Source organism: Xanthomonas translucens pv. cerealis, assembly GCF_006838285.1.
Classification (GTDB): domain Bacteria; phylum Pseudomonadota; class Gammaproteobacteria; order Xanthomonadales; family Xanthomonadaceae; genus Xanthomonas_A; species Xanthomonas_A cerealis.
Genome location: NZ_CP038228.1, coordinates 1 through 17,915 on the forward strand (window position 1 = coordinate 1; position 17,915 = coordinate 17,915).

The window sequence follows — 17,915 nt, forward strand, 5'->3', positions numbered from 1 at the left end:
CAGCGCCGGCAACTGCTCGGCGCGCATCCGCGGCAGTTCGATCGCGACCGGAAGCACCTTGCCGCCGATCTGGGTGCTCGCGGTCTGCAGCAGGTCGTCGCTGCCCGGCGGATTGAGCAGTACCGGGTGAAGTTCACCTGGTCGAATGGCGGCAGCGACGCCAGCGACTGGCTGTGCACGCCGACCTCGGTCTTGAGCACCACTTGGCGCTGCATGCCCGCGCGCCGCACCGCGTCGGCCACTTCCGAGTAGATCGGCGCCTTGACGTCGAGATTGAGCATGATCCGGCCCTTGGCCGCGGCCAGCATCTGCTCCAGGGTCACTGGATGCTGGTCGGTGAGCGGCGCATCGCGCCGCCCTCGTCGTCGCGCAGCCGCAACTGCGACAGCTGCGCCCAGGTCATCTCGGCGACTTTGCCGCTGCCGTCGGTGGTGCGTTCGACGGTGGCGTCGTGGAACATCACCAGGGTGCCATCGGCGGCGCGGCGGATGTCGGTTTCGAGCATGTCCACGCCCAGTGCCACGCAGCGCTCCAGGCCGGCCAGCGAGTTCTCCGGCGCATGGCCGGCGAAACCATGCTCAGGCGCCGGATTGTGGCAGCCGCGATGGGCGACGACGAAGATGCCGCCGGCGGGATCGGCCAGGCGCGCCTGGCTGACGGCACTGCCGGCGGGGGCTGCAGCGGCGGGACCGGCGAGGGCGCTGCCCAGCAACAGCAGCGGTAACAGGGAAGATTTCATGGAAGTGGCAATCCGCAGGTTTGAGAGGTTCAAAGGGAAGGCGTGAAGCGGATGCCGAACCAGTACGTGGTCGGCACCGAGTAGGTGTCCTTCAGCAGGTTCTCGCCCGGTCCGGTCACGCTGGTGATGCGGCTGTGGGTGACGTTGCTGACCTGGCCGACCACGCTGACCTGCTTGTTGATCGCATAGGTCGCCGACAGATCCAGCTGCGAGCGCGGCGCCCAGTACAGGTCCTGCCAGTCGATGTTGCTGACGATGCCGCGCAGCGCCTTGCCCTGGCGGTTGTAGGCCGCGCGCAGTTCCAGCCCGCCGACGTTGTAGAACAGCGAGGCGTTGGCGGTGTAGCCCGGCTGGCCGACCAGGCGATCGACGCTGCGCTCGCGCTGGCTCACGTTCGGCGCGGTGCCGACGCTATACGGCACGTCCATACCGCCGTCCAGCAAGGCCAGATTGGCGCTGGCGCCCAGCCCGGACAGTGCCGGCACGCCGGGCAGCAAGGTATTGAGCACCGCGCTCAGTTCCAGGCCGCGGATATGCGCATTGGAGGCATTGGCCGGGGTGCTGATCAGCACATTCGAATAGGTGGTGCCGTTGTAGCTGAACTGGTCGGTGCGCGACAGGGTGAAGATCTCGTCCTGGATGCGCTTGTTGAACACCGCCGCGGCCAGCATGCCGTCGAAATCGTCCGGCAGGCGCCATTCCAGCGACAGGTCCAGGTTGGTCGATACGCGCGGCTTGATGTCCGGATTGCCCACGGTCACGGTCACGCCCTGCGCATTGGGGTTGCCCATATCGGTGGTGTTGACGAAGCCGATCGAGGTGCGCGCGGCGTAGGCGTCGTACGGCGGGCGGCCGAGCGTGCGGCTGGCGCCGGCGCGCAGGTCGAGGCGGTCGCTGAGGTGGTAGGTCATGATCGCCGATGGCAGCAGGTTGGCGTAGTGCGAATCGGTCGGCGCGTCGACATAGACGTATTTGCCGCTGGCCGTATCCAGCTGGCGCTGGCGGCCGATGGTGGACTGGTCGGTGTTGTCGTAGTGCAGGCCGGCCTCCACGTTGAATGCCTCGGCACGGTAGCTGACCAGGCCGTAGGCGCCGAAGATATTTTCGGTGTGGCTGAAGTTGTCCTGGTTGCTGAAGGCCGACTGGTCGGTGCTGTTGAACGCGCTGCGCGGCGTGGACTGCAGCACACGCCGCGCCTTGTTCGGATCGATGGTGATCAGGTTCAGGCCGAGATAGCGCAGCGGCGCGTTCGAAGGCGCCAGCACGTCGGCGATGTTCAACGCCGGCGCGCTGCTGTTGGGCTGGTATTCGTCGCGGTAGATGTTGAACGACGGCTTGTCGGTGGTGTACGACAGGCCGGCGCCGAAGCCCAGGCCGAGGTCCTGCTCGCCCTGGTTGAAGGCGTAGTCCAGGCGCCCGGTGAGGATGCGGTCGCGCGCGCTGCGCTTGTAGTCCGGGCGCCAGTACAACAGGCTGTAGTTGTCGTAGTCGTAGTACGCCTGCGGCGCCACCGGGAAGCGCTGGTTCAGCGCCGAGGTGTCGTAGTTGAAGGCGTAGTTGGCGGTGGGATTGACGCTGACACCGGCGCCGGTCTGGCCGACCGGGACCGGCGCCGGGCGCGACGCGCCGGTGACGTACTTGAACATCTGGATCGGTTCGTCGTAGGTCGCATCCGACCACGAGCCGCGCGCGGACAGCACTTGGTGATCGTCCGGCCGCCATTCCATGCCGGCCTGGCCGAGCTTGGTGCGGGTGGTGGTGACCTGGTTGGAATAGCCGACCTCGATGTCGCCGGCCGGGTAACTGCCGGAGGTCGCGGTCTGGTTGACGACGCGGTTGCGGTTGCGCGGATCGATCAGCAGTTCGTTGCGCTGCATGTCGTCCTTGAAATAGTAGTAGCCCGCGGTGACGTAGGCCTGCAGGTCGGCGCTGGGGTGCGCCTCGAACTTGCCGGTCAGGCCGTAGCGGTCGCGCTTGTCCATCACGTACCAGTACTTGTCCTGCTGCGGCACCGCCCAGCCGTTGCCGAGGCTGCCGCTCTGCAGCACGCCGTTGCCGTCGTAGAACCCGTAGTGCACCGTGTCGGTGGTCATATGGGTTTCGGTGTAGCTGCTCAGCGTCTGGTAGTTGCCCGACAGGGTCAGGCCGTACTGCCGGTCGCTGCCGAAAGTGGTGCTGCCGGTGGCGCCGAGGCGGTAGCCGGGATCGTCCTGGTCGCGCGGCTTGCCGACGTCGTTGGCATGGCCCAGCGAGGCTTCGCTGGTGAAGAACGGCTTGCCGCCGTTCTCGAACGCGCTGCGCGTGCGCAGGTTGATCGCACCGCCGGTGGCGTTGGGATCGAGATCCGGAGTGAAGGTCTTGACCACCTGCAACTCGCTGACCATCGAGGCCGGCAGGATGTCCAGGCGCACGCCGCGGGTGATCGAGCCGAGCGTGCCGTTCGGCGTGCCCGGCGAGGCCACGGTCAGGCCGTCGATGGTGACGTTGTTGTAGGACGGGCCGAGGCCGCGCAGCACCGGCGTGGCGGCCTCGTCGCGCGGATGTTCGTTGTCGGTCGCCGGCAGCACCGACAGGCCAGGGATGCGGCGCAGCGCTTCGACGATGGTGGTGTCCGGCAGCGCGCGCACGTCGGTGGAACTGATCACGTCGGTGATGTTGGTCGCCGCGCGCTTGCTCTCGATCGCCGCGGCATTGGCCTTGCGCACGCCGGTGACGACCACGCTGTCCATGGTCTTGGGCGCGCCGGCGTCGCCGGCAACGGCGGCCGAGGCGGCGCCGGCATCGGTATCGCCGGTGTCCGCAGGTGCTGCAGGCGCCGGCATCGGCTTGGCCGCCTGCTGCGCAAGGGCGGCCTGGCAACTGGCGGCGAGCATGCAGACCAGCAAGGCGCGCTGGTGGCGGGAGTGGCGGCGGTGCGATTGCGTCATTTCACGATCCCTGAAAAACTTCAAAAATGAAATTAATAACTTAAAAGTAGTTAATTTTATCCGGGGGTCTATGACAAACCCATGTCAGCGGGTGCCTGTTGTGCGCGACGCCGCATTCGCTCCGGGTCCGGCATTGACTACGACTACCGCGTTCGCAGCAGGGCGGGCGAGACGGCGATGCGCCGTTGCGCTGCCCAGGCGCGGCGATGGCAGGCGCCGCAGCGAGACGGCCGCTGTCTGGCCATCGAACCGCCGCGGCGAACCATGCTTTCACCCCAAAAACGACGATAGGCCGCAAGGGCCCTATCGTTCCATGCATTGGCTGCGGCCGGATCCGCTACGGCCTGTCCTCACTCCCCGAACAGGCCGACCGGTTGGGCCTGCTCGGAAAATGATGGCACGCCTTAAGGCTGCACGACGCTGATCGTGCCCGGGTTGCTGCGTCCCACCCCGCGCAGGTCGGGACGGTACATGTCCTCGACCAGCGGCGGCGGCACGGTGTAGGTGCCCGGCGTCACCGCACGCACCAGATAGAACACCTGCGCCTTGCCGCCTTGCGCCAGGCTCAGCGCGGCCACGTAGCGGTCGTCGCGGAACTCCTCGTGCTTGACGTCGGCGGCGTTGGAACGGTCGCTGATCTCGATGCCGTCCACCACCACGTCGGCCCACTGCTTGGCATCGCCCAGGTTGAAGTTCTCGATTTCCAGGCCGGCCGGCAGCAGGTCGGTCAGCAGCGCGTCGGGCATGCCCACGTTGGAGGTGATGGTGACGCGCGCGATCAGCGCTTCGCCTTCCTTCAGCGGCCGCGGCGTCCACGGCTTGCCATCGGTGCCGTACCACGCGCGTTCCACCTTCAACGTGCTCTCATCCACCTTCGGCGCCTTGCGCGGGATGCCGGCAATTTCCAGGCTGGCGTATAGCGGCGCCTCGCCCTGCGGCACGAAACTGACCCCGCGCGCAGTTCGGCCTCGTCGAACTGGCGGCCGAACGCCGGCCGCGGCGATCGCCTCGCTGCCCGTCGCCGATCGGCAGCGCATGGGCAACATCGAAGGTTACGATGCGCCGTTGCCGCAGCAGTGGATCGAGGACAAGCACGCGTTGCAGCAGCGCATCCTGCAGCGCATGCGCGCGCTGGGCATGAAGCCGGTGCTGCCGGCCTTCGCCGGCTATGTGCCGAAGGCGTTCGCGCAGGCGCATCCGCAGGCGCGCATCTACCGCATGCGCGCCTGGGAAGGCTTCCACGAGACCTATTGGCTGGATCCGGCCGATCCGCTGTTCGCCAAGATCGCGCAGCGTTTCATCCAGCTCTACGACCGCACGTACGGCAAGGGCACCTATTACCTGGCCGATGCGTTCAACGAAATGCTGCCGCCGATCGCCGCCGACGGCAGCGACGCGCGCCTGGCCAGCTACGGCGACAGCACCGCCAATACCGCCAAGACCACGCCGCCCGAGGTGTCGCCGGCGCAGCGCGACAAGCGCCTGGCCGAGTACGGCCGCGCATTGTATGAATCGATCCATCGCGCCAATCCCGACGCGGTATGGGTGATGCAGGGCTGGCTGTTCGGCGCCGACCGCCACTTCTGGACGCCGCAGGCGATCGCCGCGTTCCTGCGCGAGGTGCCCAACGACAAGCTGCTGGTGCTGGACATCGGCAACGATCGCTACCCAGGCACCTGGAAGCTGTCCGACGCGTTCGACGGCAAGCAGTGGATCTACGGCTACGTGCACAACTACGGCGGCAGCAATCCGGTGTACGGCGACCTGGCGTTCTACCGCGACGACCTGCGTGCGCTGCTCGCGGACAAGGACAAGCAGCAACTGGTCGGCTTCGGCGCGTTCCCGGAAGGCCTGCACACCAACTCGGTGGTCTACGAATACATGTACGCGCTGGCCTGGGGCGAGCAGCAGCGTTCGCTGCAGGACTGGCTCGGCGACTACACCCGCGCCCGCTACGGACATACTTCGCCGGCATTGCGTGCGGCCTGGGACGACCTGCAGGCCGCAGTGCTGTCCACCCGCTACTGGACGCCGCGCTGGTGGCGCAGCCGTGCCGGCGCTTACCTGCTGTTCAAGCGGCCGACGCTGGACATCGGTGAATTCGAAGGTGCGCCCGGCGACCCGCCGCGCTTGCGCCGTGCGCTGGATCAATTGCTGGCGCTGGCGCCGGAGTACGCCGACGCGCCGCTGTACCGCTACGACCTGGTGGACTTCGCCCGCCACTACGCGACCGGTCGCGTGGATGCGCAATTGCAGCAGGCGGTGGCCGCCTACAAGCGCGGCGACGTCGCCGCCGGCGATGCCGCGTTCGCCCGCGTGCAGGCGGCGGTGCGGCAGCTCGACGGCCTGGTCGGCGGCCAGCAGGAAACCCTGTCGAGCTGGCTCGGCGATGCCGAAAGCTATGCGAAGACGCCGCAGGACGCGGCCTACTACCGGCGCGACGCCAAGGCGCAGGTCAGCGTGTGGGGCGGCGAGGGCAATCTCGGCGACTATGCGTCCAAGGCCTGGCAGGGCATGTACGCCGACTACTACCTGCCGCGCTGGGCGCTGGCGATGCAGGCGCTGCGGGCGGCGGCGGTCGGCGGCGGCAGCGTGGACGAGGCGGCGTTGCAGCAGCGGCTGCGCGCCTGGGAGCTGGACTGGGTGAAGTGCGAGACAGCTTACACGCGGCAAGCCCCGGCCGATCCGGTCGCCGCGGTACGCACCCTGCTGCAACAGGTGGATGCCCGATGAGCGCCGCTTCCATGAGCATCCCCGCCGCCGCGCCATCGCGCGAACGCTTCGTGTCGCTGGACGTGTTCCGCGGCCTGATGATCTTCCTGATGATCCTGGGCAACACGCCGGGCGCCGGCGCCGACGCGTTCGTGCAGCTGCGGCACGCACCGTGGCTCGGCTTCACCGCCGCCGACGTGGGGTTCCCGTCGTTCCTGTTCGTGGTCGGCAACGCGATGAGCTTCGCGCTGGATCGCAGCCAGCCGCTCGGCGCGTTCCTGTGCCGGGTCGGCAAGCGCAGCGCGCTGATCTTCCTGCTCGGCTTTTTGATGTACTGGTTTCCGTTCGTGCACCAGGGCGCCGACGGCAGCTGGAGCTTCATCGCCATCGACCAGACCCGGGTGCCGGGCGTGCTGCAGCGCATCGCGCTGTGCTACGCGCTCGCCGCGCTGTTGTGCCGCTGGCTGCCGCCGCGCGGGCTGCTCGGCGCCTGCGTGGCGCTGCTGCTCGGCCACTGGGCGGCGCTGTACCTGTGGGGCCAGCCGGGTGCGGAACTGAGCAAGCTCGGCAACGCCGCCACGCGCCTGGACCTGTGGCTGCTGGATCCGGCGCAGCTGTACCGCAAGGACGGCGGCTTCGATCCGGAAGGCCTGCTCGGCACGCTGCCGGCCACGGTCAATGTCATCGCCGGCTACCTGACCGGCCTGTACGTGCGCCGCGTCGGCAAGCAGGCGCGCACGGTGCGCTGGCTGCTGCTGGCCGGCATCGCGCTGACCCTGCTGGCCCTGGCCTGGCAGCCGTGGTTTCCGCTGGCCAAGAAACTGTGGACCGGTTCGTTCGTGCTGCTGACGGTGGGCCTGGATCTGCTGCTGCTGGGCGCGCTGCTGTGGGCGATCGAGGTGCGCCGGTGGCAGGCGGGCAGCGGCTTCTTCACCGTGCTCGGGCGCAATCCGCTGGCAATCTACCTGTTCTCCGAACTGTTCGTGATCAGCCTGCGGCTGGTCCCGGCCGGCGCCAGTGGAATGGACCTGTACCAATGGCTGGGCATCGCGGTGTTCCAGCGGCTGCTGCCCGGTCCCTGGGGCAGCCTGGCCTGTGCGCTGGCCTACACGTTGGTGTGCTGGGCGGTGGGCTGGTGGATGGACCGGCGGCGGCTGTACCTGCGGCTCTGACCCGGCGTGCACATGTCGCAAATTGGTACTATATTGGACATGATGAATCCATGCGGTCCGGAGCCAGCACGATGACCAAGCTCAAGCCCGAGGTCGACCCCAGGCTGGCGGGCTTGGCCGTGGACCCGAGTGCGCCGACCCCGCTGTACCTGCAACTGGCCAGCAAGCTGGTCGAGGCGATCAAGGGCGGCCAGTGGAGGCCGGGCGAGGCGTTGCCGGCCGAACGCCAGTTGTGCGAACAACTGCAGGTGTCGCGGGTGACGTTGCGCCAGGCGGTGGATGCGCTGGTCGAACAGGGCCTGGTGTCGCGCCGGCAGGGCGCCGGCACCTTCATCACCTCGCATATCCAGCATCAGCTCAGTGGTCTGGCCAGCTTCAGCGAGACCCTGCGCATGAAGGGCCTGGAGCCGGGCACGCGCTGGCTGGAACGGCGCGTGCGCCCCGCCCACGGCGAGGAAATCCTGCGCTTGGGGCTGTCGCCGGACACCGTGGTGGCGGCGCTGACCCGCCTGCGCAGCGCCGACGGCCGGGTCATGGCCTATGAGAAGGCGGTGCTGCCGCAGCGCACCGTGCCCGATCCGCTGGCGATCGGCGATTCGCTGTACGCCTACCTGGATGCACAGGGCACCCCGGTGGTGCGCGCGCTGCAGTACTTTCGCGCGATCAACCTGCCGGCGCGGCTGGCCGGGCACCTGGGCATGAAGGAAGGCGAGGCGATCCTGCACGTGGTGCGGGTCGGCTATACCCGCGACGGCAGCGCGATCGAGCTGACCGACACCTATTGCCACAACGACTACTACGACTTCGTCGCCGAACTGCGACGCTGATCGACCGACCCACGCGCCTTTCCGGAGCCCGCCCGCCCATGACCACCGCACGGCCTGCCAGTCCCTACGCCTCGATCGCCATCGTCGGCTTGCTGTTCTTCATCATCGGATTCTTCACCTGGATCAACGGCCCGCTGATCACCTTCGTGCGGCTGGCGTTCGACCTCAACGAGGTCAATGCGTTCCTGGTGCTGATGGTGTTCTACCTGTCGTATTTCTTCCTGGCGCTGCCGTCGTCGTGGATCCTCAAGCGCACCGGCATGAAGAAGGGCCTGGCGCTTAGCCTGGTGGTGATGGCGGCGGGCGCGGCGGCGTTCGGCCAGTTCGCCACGCAGCGCTTCTATCCCGGCGCGCTGGCCGGTCTGTTCGTGATCGGCAGCGGCCTGGCGCTGCTGCAGACCGCGATCAACCCGTACATCAGCATCCTCGGCCCGATCGAGAGCGCGGCGCGGCGCATCGCGGTGATGGGCATCTGCAACAAGATCGCCGGCATCCTGGCGCCGTTCCTGATCGGCACGCTGGTGCTGCACGGCGTCGGCGATCTGGCCACGCAGGTGCAGGCCGCCGAGCCGGTGGCCAAGGAAGCGCTGCTGACCGCGTTCGCCGCCAAGATCCACCTGCCGTACCTGGTGATGGCCGGCGTGCTGGTGGTGGTGGCGATCGGCGTGCTGTTCTCGCCGCTGCCGGAATTGAAGGCGTCGGAAGTCAACGCCGCGCCGGTCGGTGCCGGCAGCCCTGCGCAGAAGACCAGCATCTTGCAGTTCCCGCACCTGTGGCTGGGCGTGCTGTGCCTGTTCGTGTACGTGGGCGTGGAAGTGATGGCCGGCGATGCGATCGGCACCTACGGCAACGGCTTCCACCTGCCGCTGGACCACACCAAGCTGTTCACCTCCTACACCCTGGCGGCGATGCTGGCCGGCTACGTGGCCGGTCTGCTGCTGATTCCCACGCTGATCTCGCAGGCGCGCTATCTCAGCATCTCGGCGCTGCTCGGCGTGCTGTTCTCGGCCGGCGCCTACGTCACCCACGGTTATGTGTCGGTGGGTTTCGTCGCCGCGCTCGGCTTCGCCAACGCGATGATGTGGCCGGCGATCTTCCCGCTGGCAATCAAGGGCCTGGGCCGACACACCGAGATCGGCTCGGCCTTGCTGGTGATGGGCATCGCCGGCGGCGCGATCATCCCGCAGCTGTTCGCGGTGCTGAAGCAGCACTTCGATTTCCAATTGGTATTCCTGTTGCTGATGGTGCCGTGCTACCTGTACATCCTGTTTTATTCCCTGGTCGGCCACCGTGCCGGTCATGCCTCCGCCCGCGCGTGATCGCGCATCATGGGCGTACTTCCCGACGTGCAGGACCGCAGCATGCGTAGACCCACCATCAAAGACGTCGCCGAACGGGCGCGGGTGTCGCTGAAGACCGTGTCGCGGGTCATCAACAACGAACCGTCGGTGATGCAGGCCACGCGCGCGCGTGTGCTGCACGCTATCGCCGAGCTGGACTACGAACCGGATCCGTCGGCGCGCAACCTGCGCAGCGGCACCCCGTTCGTGATCGGGCTGGTGTACGACAACCCAAATCCGTACCACATCATCGGCGTGCAGAACGGCGTGCTGGCGGCGTGTCGCGAGACCGGCTTCGGCCTGCAGATCCATCCCTGCGATTCGACCTCGCCGATGCTGGCCGAGGAACTGGCCGAGTGGACCCAGCGTTCGCGCCTGGCCGGGCTGGTGTTGACCGCGCCGATGTCCGAGCGCGCCGAACTGGTCGCGGCGCTGACCGCGCGCGGGATCAAGACCGTGCGCATCATCGCCGCCACCGAGGATCCGAAGGACGGCCCGTGCGTCTACGTCGACGACCGCGACGCCGCCTACGAGGTTACCGAGCACCTGATCCAGCTCGGCCACCAGCGCATCGGCTTCCTGTGGGGCGGCACTTCGCACCGTTCCAGCGGCGAGCGCTACGCCGGCTACGAGGCCGCGCTGAAGGACTACGGCATCACCCTGGACAAGCACCTGGTGGTGCCCGGCGACTACACCTTCGACGACGGCTTCCGCGGCGCGCGGCGGCTGCTGGCGCTGCGCGAGCCGCCGACCGCGATCTTCGGCTCCAACGACGAGATCGCCGCCGGCGTGCTGGCCGCGGCCAAGTCGGCGGGCATGAACGTGCCCTACGACCTGTCCATCGCCGGCTTCGAGGACAGCCCGTTCTCGCGCCAGTCGTGGCCGGCGCTGACCACCGCCAAGCAGGCCACCGAAGACATCGCGCGCCACGCCGCACGGCTGCTGATCAGCCAGCTGCGCAGCGACGCCTACGAAGAGCATCCGGCGCCGATGCACAACCAGGGCTTCGTGCCGCAGCTGGTGGTGCGCGGCTCCACCGCGCCGATGCAGCCGCATTCCCGCCGCCCTCCTTCCCCCGATCCGACATGACCCTGCCCATGGCATTGCCCACCGAAACCGAAACCCTGATGTTCCGCGAAGCCGCGGAAACGGCTGACGTCGTCGCCGCGCAGTTCGCCCGCAACCATGACGTGGTGAGCGCGCTGGCCGCTTCGCTGCGCGCCGATCCGCCGCCGTTCGTGGTTACCTGCGCGCGCGGCAGTTCCGACCATGCCGCGACCTACGCCAAGTACCTGTTCGAGACCCAGCTCGGCGTGGTCACTGCCTCGGCCTCGCCGTCGGTGGGCTCGGTGTACGCCTCGCCGCTGCAGTTGCGCGGCGCGCTGTACGTGGTGATCTCGCAGTCCGGCAAGAGCCCGGACCTGCTGCGCAACGCCGAGGCCGCCAAGGCCGCCGGCGCGCGCGTGGTGGCGCTGGTCAACGTCGAGGATTCGCCGCTGGCGCAGCTGGCCGACACGGTGATCGCGCTCGGCGCCGGCCCGGAGAAGAGCGTGGCTGCGACCAAGAGCTACCTGGCGTCGCTGGCGGCGATCCTGCAGCTCGGCGCGCACTGGAAGAACGATGCGGCGCTGCTCGCCGCGCTCGACGCGCTGCCGCAGGCGCTGCGTGCCGCGTGGCAGGCCGATTGGCGCCCGCTCACCGACGGCCTGGTCGATGCGCACAACCTGTTCGTGCTCGGCCGCGGCCTTGGCCTGGCCGCGGCGCAGGAGGCGGCGCTCAAGTTCAAGGAAACCTGCGGCCTGCATGCCGAGGCCTACAGCTCGGCGGAAGTGAGGCACGGGCCGATGGCGCTGGTCGGCCCCGGCTTCCCGGTGCTGGCCTTCGCCCAGCCGGACGACACCGGCGCCGGCACCCGCAGCCTGGCCGAGGAATTCCGCGGCCGCGGCGCGCAGGTATGGCTGGCCAGTGCCGACGGCGATCTGCCGCTGGTCGCCGCGCCGCACCCGGTGTGCGCGCCGCTGCTGACCATCCAGAGCTTCTACCGCGCGATCAACGCGCTGGCGCTGCGCCGCGGCTACAACCCGGACCTGCCGCCGCATCTGAACAAAGTGACGGAGACGGTGTAATGACGACGACGGCGCTGCGCAATGCGCGGGTGCTCGGCGAGGACGGCTTCCTCGATGGCGTGAGCGTGCTGCTGGACGGTAGGTGCATCGCCGCCGTGCTCGACGACGGCGACGCGCGCGCGGCTGCGGCAACGACGCAACTGGACCTGGGCGGCGGCACGCTGCTGCCGGGTTTCATCGACCTGCAGGTCAACGGCGGCGGCGGCGTACTGTTCAACAACAGCACCGACGTCGCCGCGCTGCGCCGCATCGGCCAGGCGCATCGCCGCTACGGCACCACCGGCTACCTGCCGACGCTGATCAGCGACGACCTGGAGGTGATGCGCGCGGCGATCGCCGCGACCCGCCAGGCCATCGCCGCAGGCGTGCCGGGCGTGCTCGGCATCCACCTGGAAGGGCCGTACCTGGCGCCGGCGCGCAAGGGCACCCACAACGTGGACAAGTTCCGCGTGCCCGATGCCGCCGAACTGGCGCTGGCCACCTCGCTGGACAACGGCGTCACCCTGATCACGCTGGCGCCGGAACGGTTGCCGGCCGCGAGTATCCGCACCCTGGCGGGCGCCGGCGCGCGCGTGTTCGCCGGCCACACCGCCGGCAGCTACGACGAGATCCGCGCCGGCCTGGATGCGGGCGTGTGCGGCTTCACCCATCTGTACAACGCGATGTCGCCGCTGCAGGGACGCGATCCCGGCGTGGTCGGCGCGGCGCTGGAAGACCGCGCTGCCTGGTGCGGCATCATCGTTGACGGCGTGCACGTGCACCCGGCCAGCCTGCGCGTGGCGCTGGCGGCCAAACCGCGCGGCACGCTGTTCCTGGTCACCGACGCGATGCCGATGGTCGGCGCCGACAGCCCCAGCTTCGACCTGTACGGCGAAACCATCACCGCGGTGGACGGCGTGGTGCGCAATGCCGCCGGCGCGCTGGCCGGTTCGGCGCTGGACATGGCCAGCGCGGTCCGCAACAGCGTGCAGTGGCTGGGCGTGAGCCTGGACGAAGCCGCGCGCATGGCCTCGCTGTATCCGGCGCAATGCCTGGGTCTGGACGATCGCTACGGCCGCATCGCACCCGGCTACCAGGCCGACCTGGTGCTGCTCGACGACGCGCTGCAAGTGCGGCAGACCTGGATCGCGGGGGCGGTGGAGTAGCCTGGATGCACCAAGCATATATCTTGAGTGCAGGCAAAAACTAATCCGCGCATGCGCGGATTAAGTGGGCGTGGTTCCTGTGTAAGCCGCTAGATATGCAGGCGGATTGATTTTATAGTTGACTATGCGTTGGTCACGGCTGACCGACAGTCACAACACCGCAGTTGCCGATGCAGCCTGGCGATAGATCACCACCACCACCACCGTAACCGCCACGCGTCAAAGAGCCAGGAATGGGGTGTACACATGGTGTGCACGATTGGCAAACGATGGTTGTTTTTTCAGTGGAATCATCATTCCAGATTACTTTCGCAATAGATCTATTCTGCAATAAAGTAATGCCTTTGGGAATTCGATACATTCCTAGCAAGCCCAACATGCCAGCTTGACGTACTTCGGGAATATCAGATGCGCCGACCCCTTGCGCCGGAGCTACTTGATTATATGGTGCCTTTCTTGAGTCTATGCTAACGATTGCTGCTATTGCTGTAAGGCTTGCGGTCAACAGAAAGATGGAAAGTCAAGTGCGCTTTGCAGTGTGCATATCAAAATCCCCATTTTATCTAATTATGCGGTTAATGTAATCTATCTTTTTGTTTAGTTTATTTGTTGCGTCGTTCGGTAGTAAATAATTGCGAACCAATTGCTCATAATTGGAGCCGCAAGCACCGTTTAAGCAATACCCACCAACGATCGCAGATTCAGCTCCGCATTCCGCACCCATTTGGCATGCAACGATGCCCCAGGCATATGCTGATATGGCATCGCCGGAAACCGGTTCAAATTCTCCAAGGTCCGATTCCTGTGGTTGTGAGAGTAACTCTCTGAGTTCGAATATTGCTTCGGGATCCTTGCTTTTTATGGATTCATTTATCAGTTCGGATATATTTTCTTTCGATTCGGCAGGGTATATATTGCGCAATTTTATTTTTGCGGAAATATCTCCTGATGCGGCAGCTGCTTTCAGCCATTCTATCTGTGCTTCGAGTGGAATTATTGATCCCCCTTCGATTAATGCACAGTCATCTGCAATGCGTTTTGCCGTTGCGTTCATGGCGCTTGCAGCATTGCCGGCCTGGGCAGCCATGGCTTTTATGCCGGATAAGAATTTCGTTGATGAAACACTTACCGGAAAGCATCGGCCATAAATTTTAGATAACTCGAACTGCGCTTTGGGATCCCCTTCGGTTGCTTTGTGTTTTATGCTTTCGAATTTCAGGTAATATTCTGTGGAGCGCGATGCTTTGATTTGGTTGGCATTGCCTGAATCAAATTTATTTTTTTCTGTATTTTGGATGTCGGGTGAAATCTCTAGGTCAGCGCTCTTTTTGTCTGGATGGGTTTCATTGTTTATTTTTTTTAGGTGAAATGCGGAAAAATAGATTGCAGCAAAAAGAATAGAAATTCCCACTGCGACGGGAGTTAAGTATTTTTTCATTTCAGCCCTTCGGAGTGGAATAAGAAGTGAAATTCAAACGCTGGCTATCGCTCGGATTTCAACGACTCCTTTTAATGCCGTCTAGCGTATTGTGATGGAATTATCATGGTCAATGCGCCGCTTGGGCTTTATCGTTGAAAAAACGCCTTTATTCGCTTTTCTTCGCAATTACTTCAGTTTGCTGTCTTGCTGCGCGCTACAGCGATCGCGGCGATCCGCGCCTTCGCCAGCGCCTCGCCGATCTGCGGGCCGCTCAGGCCCTGCGCGGCCAGATCGCGGGCGTTGACCGTCAGCGCCGCGGCGTGCAGGCGCTGCAGTGCGCGGCCTTGCGGGTAGTCGGCGTCTTCGCTGCCGAGGCGGCCGCGCTTGTCGGCTTCGCACACCAGCGCCAGCTGCGCGATGCGTTCGGGCTTGCGGAAGCCGTCGCAGCGCTGCAGTAGTTCGTGCACAGTGCGGTCGCGTAGTTCGGCCAGGCGATGCACGTTCAAGTGCTCGCGGCAGGCGATCTCGGCCAGCTGGCGGTGCTCCTGCGGCAGTTTCAGGCGTTCGCACAGCGCGCGCAGCGGGGCCACGCCGCGTTGTTCGTGCATCACGTGTCGCGGCCATTCCGCTTGCGGGGTCAGTGCCTTGCCCAGGTCGTGGGTCAGCGCGGCGAAGCCGATCAGCGCGTCGCCCGGCGCCAGCCGCGCGGCCATGTCGCTGACCAGTTCCTGGTGGAGGCCGGTATCGATCTCGGGATGGTAGTCGGCGCGCTGCGGCACGCCGTACAGCGCCTCCAGTTCCGGCAGCACGCTGCGCAGCGCGTCGGCGTCGTGCAGGGTGCGCAGGAACGCCGAGGGCTGTGCCGATGCGAGGCTGCGCCGCAGCTCCTGCCACACGCGCTCGGGCACCAGCGTGTCCAGTTCGCCGCTGGCCGCCATCGCGCGCATCAGCGCCAGGGTTTCCGGCGCCACGCTGAAACCCAGCGGCGCCAGCCGCGCCATGAAGCGCGCTGCGCGCAGCACGCGCAGCGGGTCTTCGCCGAAGGCCGGGCCGATGTGGCGCAGTACGCGCCGTTCGATGTCGCGCACGCCGCCGTACGGATCGACGAGCGCGCCGCTGTCCTCGTCGCGGGCGATCGCGTTGATGGTGAAGTCGCGCCGCTGCAGATCTTCTTCCAGCGTCACCGACGGGTCGGCATCGACCACAAAGCCGTGGTAGCCGCGCCCGGACTTGCGCTCGGTGCGCGCCAGCGCGTATTCCTCGCCGCTGTGCGGGTGCAGGAAGACGGGAAAATCGCGGCCGACCTGTTTATAGCCCAGGTCCAGCATTTGCTGCGGGGTGGCGCCGACCACGACCCAGTCGCGGTCGCCGGGCGGTTGTTCGAGCAGGCTGTCGCGGACGGCGCCGCCGACCAGGTAGGTCTTCATCGTTCGGGACTCGGGACTCGGGACTCGGGACCCGGAAAAGCGGCTGCGTCGGCGCGGTGCTTTCCCTGCGCAACGAAACGGCAGGGATTCATTGCGCGTTTCCGGTGCCTGCGCAGACGAATTTCTTGCGCGGCGCGTCCAGCGTGCCGAGCATGCGGTCGCTGACCGGCAGCGCGTCGCCGTTGAGGCGCCAGTCGTAGATCACGCTGAAGGCGAGGATGCGTGCGACGTACTCGCGGGTTTCCTTGTAGCTGATGGTCTCGATCCAGAAGTCGGCGTCGTGGCCGGGGCGCTGGGTCTGCCAGCGCGCCGCCGGGCCGGGGCCGGCGTTGTAGGCGGCGATGGTCAGGTAGGGCAGGCCGTAGGTGTTCAACAGCTGGCGCAGGTAGGCGGTGCCGATGGCGATGTTGGTGTCCGGGTCGTACAGGCTGGCGGCGCCGCCATAACCGGCCAGGCCGAGGTTCCTGGCCACGCTGGCGCCGGTGGCCGGCAACACCTGCATCAGGCCCATCGCATTGGCAGGCGAACGTGCGTTCGGATTGAAGATGCTCTCGGCGCGGATCTCGGCGGCGACCCAGGCCGGGTCGATCGCGTTCTTGCCCGCTTCGCGGCGGATCGTGGCGTCGTGGGACAGCGGGAAGCGCAGTGCATACAGGCGCTGTTCGTCGGGCAGCTTGCCGAGCGAGAACACCGCGCGGTCGAACCAGCCGTTGTCGCGCGCCACTTCCACCGCCATGCGCCGTTGGTTATCGTCGAAGCGGGTCAGCGCGTCGTTCCATTCGGCCACCGCCCAGGCCGCGCGGTCGATCTTGAACAGTTCCAGCGCTCGCACCAGCGCCGGATCGCGGGCCACCGCGGCCTGCGCCTGCGCGCTGTCGTTGGGTTCCCATGGGCACAGCGCGTAGGGCTGCTTGAGCCGGTCGGCGGCCATGAAGCCGTGGAAGGTGGCGGACTTGGCCGCCTCGCGGTACAGCCGCTGCGCCTCGCCGGCATTGCCGGTCTTCTCCGCCAGCCGCGCCTCGAAATACTGCCAGCGCGAATCGTTGCGCTGCGCCGGGGCCATCTTGCGGATCGCCGCCAGTGCCGCCGGCCAGTCGCCGCGCGCCATCGCTTCGCGCGTGCGCCATTCGTGCAGGCGTTCGTCGTAGGCGCTGTCGGGCACGGCGTTGAGCCGGCGCGCCGAATCCGGCCCGTATGAGGCCACCGTCCACAACGCGATCTGGTACAGCACTTCGCCGCGCTGCGCCTCGCTCAGCTGCAGCGCCTGGGCGAATAGCGGCAACTGCCGCTCGGCCGCGTCCGGATCGGTTTTCGCCACTTTCTCCAGGCCGTCCACCACTACCTTGCGGCTGCGCTCGGTCTTCGGCCAGGTCAGCGCGCGCATGTGCACGGCGTCCAGGAACGCCGCGTAGTCGTTGGCCAGGGCCAGTTCGACGGCGGGCAAACCGCGCGCGGCGCCGCGCATCACCGCCGGCTGCTGCGCATCGGCCGCCGCTTCCACCCGCGCCCAGCGCAGCGTGTCGTTCATGCCGCCGCGCGCCTGCACCACCGCGAACACCGCATCGCACGCATCCGGCAGCGACTTGCCGCTGCTGCGCCACAGCGCCTGCGCCTCGTCGATCCATTGCGCATCGGCGCGGCCGGTGGCCTGGCGCGCGTTGAGCTGGGCGCAGCGCAGGCCGGCGTTGTCGGTGGGCTTCCAGTTGGCCAGCAGCGCCGGCCAATCCTGGCGCCGCGCCAGCGCCGGCAGCCACAGCGTGCGGAAGCTCTCGGCCACCGGTTGCCCGGCGTAGCGCTTGAGGAACTCCTGCGCCTGCGCATCGGAGACGCGGTCGATATTGCGCCGCAGGTTGGCGTATTCGAGCCAGCCGTACAGCGGGTGCTGCTTGAAGGCGGCCGCCTGCACGGGATCGAACTGGCCGCGCTCGGCGGCGTCGATCGCCGCGCGTAGCGCCGGACGCTGTGCGTCCAGGGTCTGGGCGAGGGCAGGGGCAGAGCCGCACAACGCGGCGGCGAGCAGCAGGACAGACGTGCGCAATTTCATGCGCCGGACTATACCGAACGCCGATGAATCGACGTG

The 17,915-nt window shown here is 66.8% G+C and carries 12 protein-coding genes and 2 pseudogenes; 7 read left to right on the top strand and 7 right to left on the bottom strand.

The genetic code is table 11. The features are described from left to right. The 3 genes and pseudogenes from E4A48_RS00005 to E4A48_RS00015 all read right to left on the bottom strand — a co-directional run. Positions 1–739, bottom strand: a pseudogene (locus E4A48_RS00005) (glycerophosphodiester phosphodiesterase family protein); the annotation flags it as partial. Positions 740–768: 29 nt separating this feature from the next. Then, positions 769–3,666, bottom strand: a complete 2,898-nt coding sequence (locus tag E4A48_RS00010; protein ID WP_142741635.1) for a TonB-dependent receptor — start codon at positions 3,664–3,666, stop codon at positions 769–771. 404 nt (positions 3,667–4,070) lie between these two features. After that, positions 4,071–4,669: pseudogene (locus E4A48_RS00015) on the bottom strand (alpha-2-macroglobulin family protein); the annotation flags it as partial. Between the two features lie 32 nt (positions 4,670–4,701). On the opposite strand from E4A48_RS00015, the gene E4A48_RS00020 reads away from it, so the two are divergent. The 7 genes from E4A48_RS00020 (at position 4,702) to nagA (ending at position 12,988) form a co-directional block, all read left to right on the top strand. Next, positions 4,702–6,399: an alpha-N-acetylglucosaminidase gene (locus E4A48_RS00020; RefSeq protein ID WP_260608014.1), complete on the top strand. Its 1,698-nt coding sequence runs from the start codon at positions 4,702–4,704 to the stop codon at positions 6,397–6,399. Beyond that, entirely contained in the window at positions 6,396–7,550 is a 1,155-nt protein-coding gene (locus E4A48_RS00025) for an acyltransferase family protein (RefSeq protein ID WP_142741636.1), read from the top strand. Before E4A48_RS00020 ends, E4A48_RS00025 begins: the two co-directional genes overlap by 4 nt. 104 nt (positions 7,551–7,654) lie before the next feature. Then, entirely contained in the window at positions 7,655–8,377 is a 723-nt protein-coding gene (locus E4A48_RS00030; protein ID WP_176717096.1) for a GntR family transcriptional regulator, read from the top strand. Positions 8,378–8,415: 38 nt separating this feature from the next. Then, complete coding sequence (locus tag E4A48_RS00035; protein WP_039006022.1) at positions 8,416–9,696, top strand: sugar MFS transporter; 1,281 nt, start codon at positions 8,416–8,418, stop codon at positions 9,694–9,696. Between the two features lie 42 nt (positions 9,697–9,738). Then, positions 9,739–10,806 (top strand): LacI family DNA-binding transcriptional regulator, encoded by a 1,068-nt coding sequence (locus E4A48_RS00040; protein ID WP_039008971.1) that lies wholly within the window; start codon positions 9,739–9,741, stop codon positions 10,804–10,806. 8 nt (positions 10,807–10,814) lie between these two features. Next, a complete protein-coding gene (locus tag E4A48_RS00045) occupies positions 10,815–11,843 on the top strand; it encodes an SIS domain-containing protein (RefSeq protein WP_142741637.1) in 1,029 nt (342 codons plus the stop codon). Then, positions 11,843–12,988, top strand: a complete 1,146-nt coding sequence (nagA, locus tag E4A48_RS00050) for an N-acetylglucosamine-6-phosphate deacetylase (protein ID WP_039006021.1) — start codon at positions 11,843–11,845, stop codon at positions 12,986–12,988. Before E4A48_RS00045 ends, nagA begins: the two co-directional genes overlap by 1 nt. A gap of 133 nt (positions 12,989–13,121) precedes the next feature. Here nagA and E4A48_RS00055 read toward each other — a convergent pair whose 3' ends face one another. From E4A48_RS00055 to E4A48_RS00070, 4 genes are all read right to left on the bottom strand, one after another. Continuing rightward, positions 13,122–13,493, bottom strand: coding sequence for a hypothetical protein (locus tag E4A48_RS00055; protein ID WP_142741638.1), 372 nt, complete (start codon positions 13,491–13,493; stop codon positions 13,122–13,124). A 54-nt stretch (positions 13,494–13,547) separates the two neighbouring features. Continuing rightward, positions 13,548–14,426 carry a hypothetical protein gene (locus E4A48_RS00060; protein WP_142741639.1) on the bottom strand — a complete coding sequence of 293 codons (879 nt, stop codon included), beginning with the start codon at positions 14,424–14,426 and terminating at the stop codon, positions 13,548–13,550. 173 nt (positions 14,427–14,599) lie between these two features. Next, on the bottom strand, positions 14,600–15,835 hold the full coding sequence (locus E4A48_RS00065; RefSeq protein ID WP_142741640.1) for a multifunctional CCA addition/repair protein: 1,236 nt from the start codon (positions 15,833–15,835) through the stop codon (positions 14,600–14,602). An 88-nt stretch (positions 15,836–15,923) separates the two neighbouring features. Then, positions 15,924–17,879 carry a transglycosylase SLT domain-containing protein gene (locus E4A48_RS00070; protein ID WP_142741641.1) on the bottom strand — a complete coding sequence of 652 codons (1,956 nt, stop codon included), beginning with the start codon at positions 17,877–17,879 and terminating at the stop codon, positions 15,924–15,926. Positions 17,880–17,915 lie beyond the last annotated feature (36 nt).

Excerpts from the sequence above, each read along its gene's own strand:
- E4A48_RS00010 (WP_142741635.1), bottom strand. The coding sequence starts at position 3,666 with ATGACGCAATCGCACCGCCGCCACTCCCGCCACCAGCGCGCCTTGCTG.
- E4A48_RS00020 (WP_260608014.1), top strand. The coding sequence starts at position 4,702 with ATGGGCAACATCGAAGGTTACGATGCGCCGTTGCCGCAGCAGTGGATC.
- E4A48_RS00025 (WP_142741636.1), top strand. The coding sequence starts at position 6,396 with ATGAGCGCCGCTTCCATGAGCATCCCCGCCGCCGCGCCATCGCGCGAA.
- E4A48_RS00035 (WP_039006022.1), top strand. The coding sequence starts at position 8,416 with ATGACCACCGCACGGCCTGCCAGTCCCTACGCCTCGATCGCCATCGTC.
- E4A48_RS00040 (WP_039008971.1), top strand. The coding sequence starts at position 9,739 with ATGCGTAGACCCACCATCAAAGACGTCGCCGAACGGGCGCGGGTGTCG.
- E4A48_RS00045 (WP_142741637.1), top strand. The coding sequence starts at position 10,815 with ATGGCATTGCCCACCGAAACCGAAACCCTGATGTTCCGCGAAGCCGCG.
- nagA (WP_039006021.1), top strand. The coding sequence starts at position 11,843 with ATGACGACGACGGCGCTGCGCAATGCGCGGGTGCTCGGCGAGGACGGC.
- E4A48_RS00060 (WP_142741639.1), bottom strand. The coding sequence starts at position 14,426 with ATGAAAAAATACTTAACTCCCGTCGCAGTGGGAATTTCTATTCTTTTT.
- E4A48_RS00065 (WP_142741640.1), bottom strand. The coding sequence starts at position 15,835 with ATGAAGACCTACCTGGTCGGCGGCGCCGTCCGCGACAGCCTGCTCGAA.
- E4A48_RS00070 (WP_142741641.1), bottom strand. The coding sequence starts at position 17,879 with ATGAAATTGCGCACGTCTGTCCTGCTGCTCGCCGCCGCGTTGTGCGGC.